Consider the following 13,786-nt stretch of genomic DNA (forward strand, 5'->3'; position numbering starts at 1 on the left):
ATTAAATAAGTTTAATCAATTGTTAATCCACTTGGTACTTTTTCTGGTTTACCGAGTGGTCTTTGATTTCCACTTTTTCCAGTTAGAGATTGTAAAAAAGAAACTAATTGATCAATTTCTTTTTCACTTAAATCTATTGGTTTGATGTCTATACTTGAAATAATTCTATCCTGTTCTCTTTTGTCAGAAAAAATTACAAAATCAATTTGTTCTAGCCATGGAGCCTTTGGTAAATTTGCATATTGAGGTTTCCAATTTTTATTCATAGCTACTGGATTTAAATGATGTTTAATTATGCCCTTAAGTGTTGGATAAGCACCATTATGACCATAAGGTGCCGTTAAAGAAACATTTCTTAGAGCGGGTGTTTTAAATTTATACATGTCATCCACATCATCTGTTTCAACCATTCTTCCAACATCACGTGCATAAGGATCAAAAGGTCTGGTTCTGCCTGGTCCGAATTGTGGGATACCTATTGAATGAAATTTTTGATCAGATAATAAAGACCCAGAATGACATGAGCTGCAATTAGCTTTGCCATAGAATAAATTCATACCTGCAATCTGATTTGAATTTAAAGCTGATTTATTTCCGTTTAAATATTCATCAAATGGAGAGTCAAAAGATGTCCATTCATGAATTTCAAAAGCTGCAATTGAATTTACTATATGTGTAATATTTATATCTAAAGCATTATCCACATCATCGAAAGCATGTTTAAACATTTCAACATATTCAGGAACTCCTCTTATTCTATGAGCAATTACCGGCCAAACTCTATCAATTCTCATACTGTCTTTACCAACTTTTGAAACAAGTCCTATAATTTCATTTTCACCTGGATTTCCAGCCATTTCAAATTGTCTTGTCATTGGAAATAAAGCTTGTACCGCAACTATATTATCCAGACCTTTTGGAAGCAGTTCTTGTGCTGGGGTATTAAAACCATTTCCAAATATATCAGATTTAGTCACTCTTCCATCATGAAGTAATGTTGTAATATCTTTAAATCCTAAATTCCATAATGCTAAAGCATTTCTTGGAATACGTTTTTTAATTTTATCATCCCCTGATCCAGCTGTTCTTTCTAATCCAATACCGTGTCCACCTTCACCAATTCCTAATGAAAGGCCATCAGATCCTCCTAAATCTTGGCTATGACAAGTTGCACAAGCAATATTACGATTAGCTGATAAAATTTTATCATGAAATAAAAGTCTTCCTATTTTAACCTTTTCCATATCAACTTTATGAAAATCATTACTTGTTAAAGGTTTTGGTAATTCAATCGAATATGTTTTGTTTGCTGAAATTAAAAATGGAATTATAAATATTAATATTTTTATATGTTGAGATACTTTTTTATAATTTTTTTTATTCCATCTATAGTTTTTGCAGAAATTGAAAATGCTAGAGATTTGATGGAAGCTGGAAAATTTCAAGAGGCTATGGAAGAACTGATACCAGCTGCTAGGTCTGGGAACGCTGATGCTGAAGAGCTTATTGGAATAATGTATGCAATGGGTCTTGGAGTTAAGCAAGACGATGTTAGAGCTTTTGAATGGTATCTTAGATCTTCGATGAAAGGTCATCCCGGTGCTCAATCGGGTGTTGGGTGGTATTATGAAATCGGTAGAGGACTTCCTGCTCCTGATCTTGTTAGAGCTTACATGTGGTATGGTTTGTCCGCTATTGGAGGTGATCCCGATGCTGCGATTTCTCAAGAGGAAGTAATTAAAAAAATGACTCCTGAACAAATTGAAAAAGCGCATATACTTATTAAAGATTACAAAGCTTGGATTTATCCGTTTAGGTAATGAGGCGAATAATTAAATCCGCCCCATTATTTAATTAAGATTATAAGTCTTTATCGTATGCACTTGATGCTCTTTTCTCAGCATCAGCAACTGCACTTGTTAAAGCGTCAAAGATTTGTCCTCCACCTTTAACGTTTGACTTAAACCAATCATAAACTGGACTAGCAGCTTTTTTGAAACTAGCTTTTTGTGCTGGAGTTGGAACATATAAATCTCCACCGCCTGCTACAAAGTCTTCATACGCTTTGATTGATTTTCTTTTTGGAGATGCAAATGTAGCTTGTTGCAATGCATAAAATCCATCCGTAATAACTTTCTTAAGTTCTTTTGGCATAGATTGATATTTTGCATTGTTCATCCACCAAAGTGCTCCCATGTATGCATGACCGTCTAAAGTAACATATTTTAGACCTGCATCTGGAAACTTCATATTCATAATGTCAGTTATTCCATTTTTAGAACCTTCAACTACACCTGTTTGAAAAGATGTAAATAATTCTGGCCATGGAATAGGAGTTGGTGATGCACCTAAAGCTCTTACAAGCTCTTGAGGTAAGTCAGCTACAACAGTTCTGATTTTTAGACCTTTCATGTCTGATGGTTCTGCAACTCTTCTTTTAGTGTTAGCAAAATTTCTCCATCCACCAGTGTTTCCGATAGTCATTAATCTTATTGTATCGCCTGAATCTTTAAGAGCCATTTGTCTCATAGTTCTTACAAAATCACCTTGCATAACATCTTCAGCAATTCTGTCGTCTGCCATTAGATATGGTAAATCTAAAACTTGAACATATGGGAATACACCAGCTGCTCCTCCAGAAGTAGAAATGTAAACGTCGATGCTTCCATCGGAAACACCTTGTAAACATTCTGCTCCCTTAGAACATAACTGAGTACCTACAAAAAGTTCTACAGATATTTTTCCATTTGATGCTGCTTCTACGTAGTTTTTAAATACTACTGCACCATCATAGTCCTCATCTTGATCATTAGAATTCATTGTCATTCTTAAATTGTAATCAGCAGCTGAAACAGAAGCTGTAAAACTAATTAAGAATAATAATGAAAAGAATGATTTAATTAATTTACTCATTATTATTTCCCTCTCTTTAAATATTTATTTAAGTATAAAAAATATACCTAAATTGAACCTCTGTGTCTATTATCTAAAAACTAAAATTATTTTGCAAAACCTGTAAGTAAAGGAATAGTCATTGAGATTGATGGAAAGTAAGTAATTAAAAATATCACAATTGCCTCTACTGCTAAAAACGGCAATATAGCTTTTGATATAGTTTCAACTCTTTCACCAGAAACTGAGGATGCAACAAATAAAACTAAACCCATTGGTGGTGTTGCTAAACCAACAGTTAAGTTAACTGACATAATAATTGCAAAATGAACTGGATGTACACCTAATTCTACAAACACTGGTCCAAGTATTGGTCCTAAAATAATTATTGCGGGACCTGCATCTAAAAACATTCCAACAATAAATAGTAAAATATTAATCAGAAATAATAAAATATAAGGATTATCAGTTAATCCCAAAACAAACTCAGCAAGATATTCTGGTGCATGAGATAAACTAACAACTGTTTTAAAAGCCATTGCAGCACCAACCAAAAGTAATACTACAGATGAAACCATTGCGGCTTTTGTCATAACCTTTGGTACGTCTTTCCACTCTAAAGATTTTAAAACAAACAAACCAATAAACATTGCATAAGCAGCTGCAACTGCAGATGCTTCAGTTGGAGTAAAAATTCCTCCAAGTATACCTCCTAGAATTATAACTGGAGTCATCAATGGGAAAAAAGCTTTCAAAGAAGCTTTTCCTCTTTGTCTCCATGTTGTCTTTTTTGTTACGGCAGGAAAATTATATCTTTTAGCCATAAACTTGATTGTAACCATCAAACTAACACCAACTAAAATTCCAGGAATAATACCTGCTAGGAATAAAGCAGCTACGCTCTCTCCCATAACGTATGCATAAATAATCATTATTCCTGAAGGTGGAATGATTGGACCAATTACTGAACTCGCTGCGGTAATTGCTGCTGAAAATTTTTTTGTATAACCTTGCTTCTCCATTGCAGGAATTAACATTGAACCAATTGCAGAAGTATCTGCAACTGCAGATCCAGATAGGCCAGCAAAAAGCATTGAAGTTAAGACGTTAACATGTGCCAAACCACCTTTTAAATGCCCCATCATCGCCTGGCTAAATTCTACTAATCTTTGAGTAATTCCCCCCCTATTCATTAGCTCACCAGCTAACATAAAAAAAGGAATTGCCATTAAAGGAAAGCTATCAATACCATTGTAAATATTTCTATAAAGCATTGCTCCATCTCTAGATTGATCATTCAACCAAAGTAAAATTCCAGGAGCAGCCAACAATCCAAAAAATACTGGTAATCCAATTAGCAAAAATAATAAAAATAAAGGGAGAAACCAAATTAACATTACTGTGTCTCCAATTTTTGTTTATCGAAATCTTCAGGTAATTCTAATTTTGCAAAATTACTTAAAAAGTTTCTTAAAATTAACTCTATGTTTACTGAAATCAAAAAAACAATTCCAACTGGTAAGGACATATACATCCAAGCTAATTTTATTGGCTCTGCTTTGCCACCAATTAAATTAAATGGAATTTTGATTGAAGCAGAACTGAATATCCAACCAGCGTTAATATGTTTTAAACCTAATTCAAGTCCAATGATCAAAACAAATAAAGATATGATCAATAAAAATAAGGTTAAAAAAGTTGATATAATTTTAGGTAAAAATCTTTCCAGCATATCAATAGAGACAAAACCACCCCATCTATACGCTGAGGGAGCAATTAACCCTGTCATCCATAGCATTAAAAATCTTGCAACTTCATCAGGCCAAGGTAATGCGTTGTTGAGAACATATCTAAAGAAAACCTGGATCATAATTACGACAACCATTAAAAAAATTGCGATCCATGCAAATTGTCTTCCAATTCTTAGAAAAAAAGTATTTATCTTTTCTAGAAAGTTAAAAATGTAAAGTAGAGTTTTTATAGTTAAATTCACAACTAAATTTATTTTAATAAGAAAATAATTACAACTTTTTAAAAAACTATTTTACATTGTTAGATATTTTTCGTATTAGAAAAGCCTTCAACAGAAAAGCTTAAATAAAAATTATGAGTAATAAAAAGAAAATTCTAGTTATCCAAAAAGTTCATGAAAAAGGTATGGAGTTAATTAATAATCACCCCGATTTTGATGTGGAAGTTACTGACGATGTTTCAGTAGAAAACTTAAAGGCTAAAATAAAAGATTGTGATGGTGCTTCAATTAGAATAGCAAAACTACCAGGTGAGGTAATTAACGAAGCAAAAAATCTTAAAATAATATCTAGACATGGAGTAGGCTACGATAATATTGATTTAAAAACAGCTAAAGAAAGAGATATCAAAATTGCTATTACGGCCAATGCAAATGCAGTTACAGTTGCAGAGCATGTTATGTTTGTCTTGCTAAATATTGCAAAAAGAAGAGAGCTTTATCATACAACGGTTAAAGAAGGTAATTTTAAGGATAGAAATAAATTACCCAAGACTATTGAGGTATGGAAAAAAAATTTCCTAATAATGGGGTTTGGTAGAATAGGTAAAGCACTTATTAAAAGATGTTTGGGATTTGAAATGAATGTTTTTGTCTACGATCCGTTTGTAGATAAAGACACAATAGAGAAGCTTGGAGGAAAAAAAGTTGATAATCTTGAAGAGGCAGTAAAAACAATGGATGTAATATCATTACATATGCCGTTAACAGAAAAAACAGAAAATCTAATTAATTATGATTTGCTTAAAACAATGAAGAAAAATTGTATAATCATTAATGCAGCTAGAGGTGGAATTATTCATGAGGAAGATCTTGATAAGGCTTTAAATGAAGATTTAATTTTTGGAGCAGGAATTGATGTATTCAAACAAGAACCACCCGAAAATGATAATCCTCTTTTAAAAAATGAAAAAGTTTATTTAAGCCCACATACCGCAGCTTTTACTGATGAATGTATGACAAGAATGGGTGTGGAAACAATTCAAAATATAATTGATTATTTTGATGATACATTAGAAAAATCAAAAATTGTAAGACTGTAGTAGTAGATTTAATCTAAAAATTTAGCTTCTATTTTTTTTGGGAGTTAGTCTTTATAAATCTCGATACCACTAAGATTTAAAGTTTCAGTTAAATACTTGTAACCTATTTTTGCATATTCAAATGGATTTGCTTTTGCTGGATCTTGTTCAGCCTCTACTACTAACCATCCAGAATAATTTTTTTCTTTCAACACATCAAATAAAGGCTTGTAATCAATACATCCATCACCTGGAACTGTAAATGCACCCTCTAGAAACGCTCCTCTAAAACTTAAGTCTTCTTTTAAAGATTTTTCTAAAACGCTTTTTCTAATATCCTTGCAATGTATATGAATTAATCTTTCGCTAAAGTCTTTTAATATTTTTAACGAGTTTCCCTGAGCAAATAACATATGACCGGTATCTAATGTAAGTTTTACGCTATCATGAGTGTTCTCAAGCAATCTTACTGTATCCTCTTCTGTCTCTATTACAGTTCCCATATGATGATGATAAGCAAGTGGCATACCTTTATCCTCAAGATATTTTCCCATTTCTGAAATTTTTTCATAATATTTTTTAGATTCTTCAAGATCCATTTGGGGTCTTGTAGACAATTTTCGATTTGGATCTCCTTGAATTGAGCCAGACACTTCAGCAAAAACCATACAAGGTGAATTACAGTCTTTAAAAAGTTTCAACTGATCTTGAATAACTTTTTTTTCTTCGTCAACACTATTTGTTCTTAAATTAGCTCCATACCATCCTGAGCAAAGATTTAGATTAAATTCGTTAAGTTTAGGAATTAATTCCTCTGATTTTTTTGGAAATTTACCACCAGACTCAATTCCAATAAACCCTGCTTGACTAGCTTCAGACAAACATTGTTCTAAAGGAGTATCACCACCCAATTCTGGCATATCATCATTGCTCCATGCAATTGGTGCTATTCCTAATTTTACTGACATACTAATTATTTAAAAGTTGAAAGCATTTTTAAATTATGATGTTTTGTGCATCAAGAAAATTTTATTTTAATTTGATGTTTAATTCATCATTAAAAAATGTTTCTTGATTTTATTTTTTAATTCTGTTCTATATTCTTATGCTTAATTTTTCTTTGATGGGTGCGGGAAGAATTGGAAAAATGCATGCTAAATTTATAGCAGCTCATCCCAAAGCAAAATTAAAATACATATATGACGTTAATTCTCAATTTGCTGAAGAAGTAGCAAAATCAACAGGATGCTCAATTGCATCTTCACCAGAGGAAGCAATAAATTCAGATGATGTAGATGCAGTTCTTATAGCTTCTGCAACACCAACTCATACACAATTTATTACAATGGCAGCAAAAGCAGGAAAGGCAATTTTCTGTGAAAAGCCAATTGATTTAGATATCAATAAAGTAAATGAATGCATGGAAAATATAAAGGGAACAAACGTTCCTATTCAAATCGGCTTTAATAGAAGATTTGATGCAAGTCATGCAAAAGCTCAACAAGCAAGAGTAAAAAAAGAAATTGGTGAGTTGGAAATGGTTGTAATTACAAGTAGAGACCCTGAACCTCCAGGGATTGACTATTTAAAAGCTGCAGGAGGATTTTTTAGAGATACTACTATCCATGATTTCGATTTGACTAGATTTATTTTAGGGGATGATCCTGTGGTTCAAATATCTGCATTTGGAGATGCATTGTTTGATAAAAATGCACAGCAGGAAAAAGATCTAGATACCGCTATGTTTATTTTAAAATCAAAAAAAGGTGTTTTAATACATATTAATAACTCCCGAAGAGCAGTTTATGGATACGATCAAAGAGTAGAAGTATTTGGAAGTAAAGGTATGGTAATTTCAAACAATCAAACACCCACTTCTTTAGAAAGATACACAAGCACTTCAACAAATGAAAAAGAGCCCATACATTTCTTTTTTATTGAAAGATACGAGCAAGCTTACAGAGATCAATTTAACGAGTTTGTAAAATGTGTTGAAGATAAAACAAAACCATTAGTTGGATTTGAGGATGGTAGAAATGCTTTAATAATTGCCAATGCTGCCTATGAATCGTTTGAAAGTGGCAAAGTAATAGATGTAAAATTCTAAAATGAGTATTCTTTCTCTAAATAATATTGAAAAAAATTTTGGAGCTATACAGGCTTTAACGGGAGTTAGTTTTGATATTAAAGAAGCCGAAACCGTCGGGTTAATGGGTGATAATGGAGCGGGTAAATCTACACTATTAAAAATTATAGCTGGTAATTTTAAACCCACATCTGGAGAAATAATGTTTAATAATGCTCCAGTAGAATTTGAGAAGCCTGTTGATGCAAGAAAATCTGGTATTGAGGTGGTTTATCAAGACTTAGCTCTTTGTAATCATTTGACTGCAGCTTCAAATGTTTTTTTAGGTAGAGAAATTCAAAAAGGTATTTGGCCATTTAAATATTTGGATTATCCGGCCATGTTTAAAAAATCTGCAGAGTTATTCGAGGAACTTAAATCTGAAACTCGACCAAAGGATTTAGTTATGCAGATGTCTGGAGGACAAAGACAGGCTGTGGCTATTGCAAGAACAAGGCTTACAAATCCTAAATTAGTTTTAATGGATGAACCAACTGCAGCAATTAGTGTTAGACAGGTTGCTGAAGTATTAGATCTTATAAAAAGATTAAAAGATCAAGGAATAGCTGTAATGTTAATTAGTCACAGAATGCCAGATATATTTGAAGTATGTGACAAGCTAGTAGTATTAAGACGAGGTGAAAAAGTTTGTGAAAAAAATATAAAAGATTCTTCTACAGAAGAAGCAACAGGCTTAATTACAGGGGCAATAGACAAAGTATGAGTTCAGTAAAATTTAATCAGGAAATAATCTCTAAGACAGAAAAAAATTTATTTCAAAAACTTGTTTCTGAACAATCTTTTTGGGTAACAATAGCTTTATTTGGGATTTGTTTTATTATGTTTTTTGTAGAAGATGCTTTTTCTAGCAAAGATAATCTTTTTAATATTACACGAAACTTTTCTTTCATCGGAATAATGGCAATTGGAATGACATTTGTGATTATTACAGCTGGGATAGACTTGTCGGTTGGGTCAATTATGGGTGTCACAGGAGTTATATGTGGTTTATTTTTGGATGCTCAATTTTTACCTGAATGGTATTCCAAAGCTTCATATTTTGATGGAGTGTACGTTTGGGTATCAATAATTTTAGCTTTACTTGCAGGTACTTTAATTGGTGCAGTAAATGGATATTTAATTGCTTATCTTAAACTTTCTCCATTTGTGGTTACTTTAGGAATGATGGCTGCAGCAAGAAGTTTAGCTTTAGTAGTTTCAAACAATAAAATGTTTTATGAGTTTGGACCTAAAGATGAAATGTTTTATGAAATTGGAGGAGGTTCAATGCTGGGTCTTGCTAATGCAACTTGGTTATTAATATTTCTAACAATAGTTATGGGTTTAGTATTGAAATATACCTCATACGGCAAACATGTTTTTGCAGTTGGCAGTAATAAAAAAGCGGCTGAATTATCTGGAATTAATACTAGATGGATTGAAATGTCAGTATACATGATCAGTGGATTATTTGCTGCAATTTCTGCTGTAATGATAGTTGGATGGATGGGATCAGTAACCAATGCCTTAGGTTACACTTATGAGTTAAGAGTAATTGCTGCAACAGTGATAGGTGGTGCTAACTTAATGGGTGGTGTTGGTGGTACTTTTGGAGCATTTATTGGTGCTGCATTAATGGAAACAATTAGAAACAGTCTTCTAATGGCTGGAATTGACCCTTACTGGCAAGGAACATTTTTAGGAATATTTATCGTAGGTGCAGTTTGGTTAGAAAAAGTTAAAAATAAAAAGAATTAATTAATAAACTTTCTTATCCATACAATTATATTTATTGAAAATTAATATATCTGAAAAAAAAGAATTTTGATTACCTGGATTTTTTTCAAAATCTAAAATTTTATCAAATGCAACTTTGATTTCTAATTCAACATCGTGGCCTATAACAAAATCCATTTTATTATTTTCTAAAAGATTTCTAGAATTTTTATTTAGTTCATGACCTACAAATACAATATGATCTTTTACATTCATTTCACTAATTGCTTTAGCGACACCTAAATTTCCTCCAGCAATATTATAAATTCCTAACGGTGGTCCATTTTCTTTAATATATTTTTTAACATATTTGTAACTTTGTTCCGATGTATCTAAATTAAAAACACTTTCTTTGATTTTAAGATTTGGAAATTCTGATCTCAATACTTTTCTAAAACCCAGTTCTCTTTCCTGTTGGCACCTGTATGGCATACTCATGACCATCAATATTGAGCCTGATCGTTTCCCAACATTTTTTCCAATTATATTTGCAGCAGTAGATCCAGCATTAGACTGATTATTACCTATATAAGCTGTTCTGCTCAAATTTGGAAAATCAGTGGTTAATGTAATCACAGGTTTTCCTTCACTTGCAATTTTACTTAGCTCGTTATTTATATTTTGATCCTCCTGTGAAACTATAATCACTGCATCAAAACTTGAAGTTTCTCTTAAAATTTTAACAAATTGACTAGTTTTAAATTCTTTTGCAGGAATAAAATGTTTTATCAAATTAAATTTATAAATTTCATTATTAATATTATCTAAACTCTCCTCAAGAGTCTTGTTGTACGAAGGTCCTGATTGACAACAAATTAAAATATTTTTAGTTTGATTTTTATTATTTCCGTTTTGAAGGTTATTTAAAATATTTAAGATTTTATCTTTAGTTTTTTTACTCACCCCTTTTCTGTTATTCAAAACTCTATCTACTGTAGCTGTACCATATCCTGATTCATCAGAAATTTTCTTTATAGAAACATTTTTCCAATGATTTTTCATATAAACATCGTATCATAAACTGATGTAAAATCAATCATTTGATGTATCACTTTTTAGTTGAATCACATCATTTTACTTGAATCGTAGACTCATTCTAAATAGTATTTGTTAAATAAATTAACTAACTAAGAGAGAGAGAAATATGAGAAAAACAATAATTGCAATGTTAGCATTTATTTTTGTATCAATTTCTGGAATTTCATATGCAGCTGATAAAGTTTTTGCATTAGTTCCAAAAGCTATGAACAACCCGTTTTTTGATTTGGCGAGAGATGGTTGTAAAGTTGCTGAGAAAGAAATTGGTGGGATAGAATGTTTATACATTGGACCTGGAGAGCATACTGAGCAAGAACAAGTTCAAATTGTTCAAGATTTAATAGCTAAAGGTGTTGATGGAATTGCTGTTGCATCTTCTAACGCAGCTGCAATGGCAAAAGCTGTTAAAGGAACAGATATTCCAATCATTACTTGGGACTCAGATCTTTTAACTAAAGATGCTGGTTTAAGAGCAGCTTATGTTGGAACAAAAAACTATGACATTGGTGTATACCTTGCACAAATCGTTATGATGTTAAAACCTAACGGTGGTGAAATTTGTATACAATCTGGTGGTGCTGCAGCTGCAAACCACAATGAAAGAATGTCAGGTATAAGAGATACTATTGCTGGAAGAGCAGATTCAGGAACTTATCCTAGTGCGGCTCTTAAAGGTGAAAATGGATGGACTGAAGCTAGCGGATGTCCTTTGTACACGAATGACGATTTCCCTCTTTCTGTACAGCAGATGGAAGATATCTTTGCGAAACATCCAAACCTAACTGCATTTGTACCAACTGGAGGTTTTCCTCAATTCGTATCTAAAGCTTTTAGAAGAGTTACTGAAAAGCATGCAGATAGAATTAGTTCTATGAAAACTGCAGTAGTAATTGCAGATACTCTTCCTATGCAAATGGAAGATTTAGATGCTGGAAGAACTCATGGTCAAGTAGGTCAACAGCCATATATGATGGGCTACAAAGCTATGTATGTTCTTAAAGACATAGTAGATGGTAAAGCATTAAAATTTGACAACCCATCACTAAAAGCAATCTATACAGGTCTTGATGTTTGTATGAAGCCAAACATTGGATCTTGTATTGCAGGATAAAATCATTATTCTTCTTAAAAGTTTCTAAGCCCAATTTTATATTGGGCTTAGTTATCTGTACAAATTAAAATTTTATGACTAATAAATATATATCTGATCAAGCTAACCAGTTTAAAAATAAAATAATAATTGTAACAGGAAGTACTCAAGGTAGTGGAGCTGAGACAGCAAAATTACTTGCAAGTAGAGGTGCCAAAGGAGTAACTATCTGTGGTAGGAATAGTGATAAAGGAAATAAAGTAAAATCTGAAATAGAAAGTATAGGCGCGGAATGCTTATACGTTCAAGCAGATTTAGAAAAACTTGAAGATTGTAAAAAAATAGTTTCTGAGACTGATAAAAAATTCAATACTGTAGATAGTTTTATTAATGTTGCTGCTTTTACAGAAAGAGGAACGATCTTAAGCACAACAGAGGAGAATTATGACAAAAATTTTAATGTAAATGTAAAAGCTCCACTTTTTATGATGCAAGACGTTATAAAAATAATGATTAGAGATAAAAAAAAAGGAACTATTGCTCATATTTTATCAATGGCCGGATATAGTGGTATGCCTTTCTTAACTGCTTACAGCTCTTCTAAAGCAGCATTAGCTATAATGATTAAAAATGTTGCAAATTCAGTATCTGGGCACCAAATAAGAGTGAATGGTGTAAATTTAGGTTGGACAGATACACCAGCAGAAACAGTAATTCAAAAAAAATTTCATAATGCAGATGATGACTGGTTAAAAAAAGCTGAAGCCAAGGTTCCATTTAAAAGATTAAACAAACCTTTAGATGTTGCTAAGATCTTAGCTTTCTTGTGCTCGGATGAGTCGGGTATTATGACTGGGAGCATTGTTGATTTTGATCAAACAGTTGCAGGATGGCATTCTTATTCAGCATATGACACTAAGATTTTAGATGAAAGCATTTTGGGAGAGTAAACCTAATTTATAATAACTTATGAAAGTTATTGATTCACATCAACATTTTTGGGATCCTTCAAGGGGTGATTATCATTGGATGCCAAAAGATAATCCAATTTTAAATCGAAAATATGAAGTTAAAGATTTAATTCAAGTTTCTGAGTCAATCGATTTACACAAAACTGTTTTAGTTCAAGCTGCAGCAACTAATGCAGAAACTGAATATATGTTAAATATTGCTGAAGGTTCTGATTTAGTTTGTGGAGTTATTGGTTGGGTAAATTTTGAAGACCAAAAACAATTAGAACAATTAAAAATTTTCTCAAAACATCCTAAATTTCTTGGTGTAAGACCTATGATACAAGATATTCCAGATGAAAATTGGGTTTTAAATAAAAATTTTGATATTTTTTTTAAAAATATAATTAATTTAGAATTAAGCTTTGATGCACTAGGATTTCCAGTGCACCTAGAAAATTTTTACAAAATTGCTACAAAATATCCTTCTCTAAGATTTATCATTGATCATCTAATGAAACCAAAAATCTGTAATAATAAACAAGAAGAATTTATTAATTGGCAAAAAGGTATGAACAAATTATCTAAGCTAGAAAATGTATATTGTAAATTTTCTGGAATGGTCACAGAAGCCTGCGAAAATTGGACCGAGCAAGATCTAAGGCCATATGTAGATGAAATATTAAATCTATTTACTGATAAAAAAATTTTATGGGGATCTGATTGGCCTGTCTGTAACTTGAGAACAAATTATTTAGGATGGTATAATGCAGCAACAAATTTACTTAAAGAATTAAGTATAGATGAAAAGCAAAACATCTTTTATAATAATGCAAAAAAGTTTTATAAACTCAAAACATAATT

14 protein-coding genes are annotated in these 13,786 nt (G+C 31.8%); 8 read left to right on the plus strand and 6 right to left on the minus strand.

The features are described from left to right. Positions 1-11: 11 nt before the first annotated feature. Entirely contained in the window at positions 12-1,244 is a 1,233-nt protein-coding gene (locus ACTTAR_RS02800) for a cytochrome-c peroxidase (RefSeq protein ID WP_440680571.1), read from the minus strand. Positions 1,245-1,349: 105 nt separating this feature from the next. Here ACTTAR_RS02800 and ACTTAR_RS02805 point away from each other — a divergent pair, with 105 nt between their 5' ends. Continuing rightward, positions 1,350-1,820, plus strand: a complete 471-nt coding sequence (locus ACTTAR_RS02805; protein WP_440680572.1) for a tetratricopeptide repeat protein — start codon at positions 1,350-1,352, stop codon at positions 1,818-1,820. Positions 1,821-1,860: 40 nt separating this feature from the next. Here ACTTAR_RS02805 and ACTTAR_RS02810 read toward each other — a convergent pair whose 3' ends face one another. The 3 genes from ACTTAR_RS02810 to ACTTAR_RS02820 all read right to left on the minus strand — a co-directional run bounded on the left by ACTTAR_RS02810 (position 1,861) and on the right by ACTTAR_RS02820 (position 4,885). After that, positions 1,861-2,913, minus strand: coding sequence for a TRAP transporter substrate-binding protein (locus tag ACTTAR_RS02810; RefSeq protein WP_440680573.1), 1,053 nt, complete (start codon positions 2,911-2,913; stop codon positions 1,861-1,863). A gap of 86 nt (positions 2,914-2,999) precedes the next feature. Next, a complete protein-coding gene (locus ACTTAR_RS02815; RefSeq protein WP_440618623.1) occupies positions 3,000-4,289 on the minus strand; it encodes a TRAP transporter large permease in 1,290 nt (429 codons plus the stop codon). Further along, positions 4,289-4,885 carry a TRAP transporter small permease gene (locus ACTTAR_RS02820; protein ID WP_440680574.1) on the minus strand — a complete coding sequence of 199 codons (597 nt, stop codon included), beginning with the start codon at positions 4,883-4,885 and terminating at the stop codon, positions 4,289-4,291. Before ACTTAR_RS02820 ends, ACTTAR_RS02815 begins: the two co-directional genes overlap by 1 nt. A 113-nt stretch (positions 4,886-4,998) precedes the next feature. Here ACTTAR_RS02820 and ACTTAR_RS02825 point away from each other — a divergent pair, with 113 nt between their 5' ends. After that, entirely contained in the window at positions 4,999-5,964 is a 966-nt protein-coding gene (locus tag ACTTAR_RS02825; RefSeq protein WP_440680575.1) for a hydroxyacid dehydrogenase, read from the plus strand. A 44-nt stretch (positions 5,965-6,008) separates the two neighbouring features. Here the strand turns inward: ACTTAR_RS02825 and iolE are convergent, their stop codons facing one another. Next, positions 6,009-6,911: a myo-inosose-2 dehydratase gene (gene iolE / locus ACTTAR_RS02830; RefSeq protein WP_440680576.1), complete on the minus strand. Its 903-nt coding sequence runs from the start codon at positions 6,909-6,911 to the stop codon at positions 6,009-6,011. A gap of 137 nt (positions 6,912-7,048) precedes the next feature. Here iolE and iolG point away from each other — a divergent pair, with 137 nt between their 5' ends. From iolG to ACTTAR_RS02845, 3 genes are read left to right on the plus strand one after another with little or no spacing between them, the layout of a single operon-like run. Continuing rightward, positions 7,049-8,050: an inositol 2-dehydrogenase gene (iolG, locus tag ACTTAR_RS02835; RefSeq protein ID WP_440680577.1), complete on the plus strand. Its 1,002-nt coding sequence runs from the start codon at positions 7,049-7,051 to the stop codon at positions 8,048-8,050. 1 nt (position 8,051) lies between these two features. Then, a complete protein-coding gene (locus ACTTAR_RS02840; protein WP_440680578.1) occupies positions 8,052-8,792 on the plus strand; it encodes an ATP-binding cassette domain-containing protein in 741 nt (246 codons plus the stop codon). Next, the gene (locus ACTTAR_RS02845; RefSeq protein ID WP_440680579.1) at positions 8,789-9,826 is read left to right on the plus strand and encodes an ABC transporter permease; all 1,038 of its coding nucleotides are present in this window, start codon (positions 8,789-8,791) and stop codon (positions 9,824-9,826) included. Before ACTTAR_RS02840 ends, ACTTAR_RS02845 begins: the two co-directional genes overlap by 4 nt. Here ACTTAR_RS02845 and ACTTAR_RS02850 read toward each other — a convergent pair whose 3' ends face one another. Beyond that, on the minus strand, positions 9,827-10,846 hold the full coding sequence (locus ACTTAR_RS02850; RefSeq protein ID WP_440680580.1) for a LacI family DNA-binding transcriptional regulator: 1,020 nt from the start codon (positions 10,844-10,846) through the stop codon (positions 9,827-9,829). 142 nt (positions 10,847-10,988) lie between these two features. Here ACTTAR_RS02850 and ACTTAR_RS02855 point away from each other — a divergent pair, with 142 nt between their 5' ends. The 3 genes from ACTTAR_RS02855 to ACTTAR_RS02865 all read left to right on the plus strand — a co-directional run bounded on the left by ACTTAR_RS02855 (position 10,989) and on the right by ACTTAR_RS02865 (position 13,784). Next, positions 10,989-11,993: a substrate-binding domain-containing protein gene (locus ACTTAR_RS02855; protein ID WP_440672261.1), complete on the plus strand. Its 1,005-nt coding sequence runs from the start codon at positions 10,989-10,991 to the stop codon at positions 11,991-11,993. Between the two features lie 74 nt (positions 11,994-12,067). Continuing rightward, the gene (locus ACTTAR_RS02860) at positions 12,068-12,922 is read left to right on the plus strand and encodes an SDR family oxidoreductase (RefSeq protein WP_440672262.1); all 855 of its coding nucleotides are present in this window, start codon (positions 12,068-12,070) and stop codon (positions 12,920-12,922) included. A 19-nt stretch (positions 12,923-12,941) separates the two neighbouring features. Continuing rightward, positions 12,942-13,784 (plus strand): amidohydrolase family protein, encoded by an 843-nt coding sequence (locus ACTTAR_RS02865; protein ID WP_440680581.1) that lies wholly within the window; start codon positions 12,942-12,944, stop codon positions 13,782-13,784. Positions 13,785-13,786 lie beyond the last annotated feature (2 nt).

The sequence above is a fragment of the Candidatus Pelagibacter sp. HIMB1709 genome (assembly GCF_052047635.1).
Classification (GTDB): Bacteria; Pseudomonadota; Alphaproteobacteria; order Pelagibacterales; family Pelagibacteraceae; genus Pelagibacter.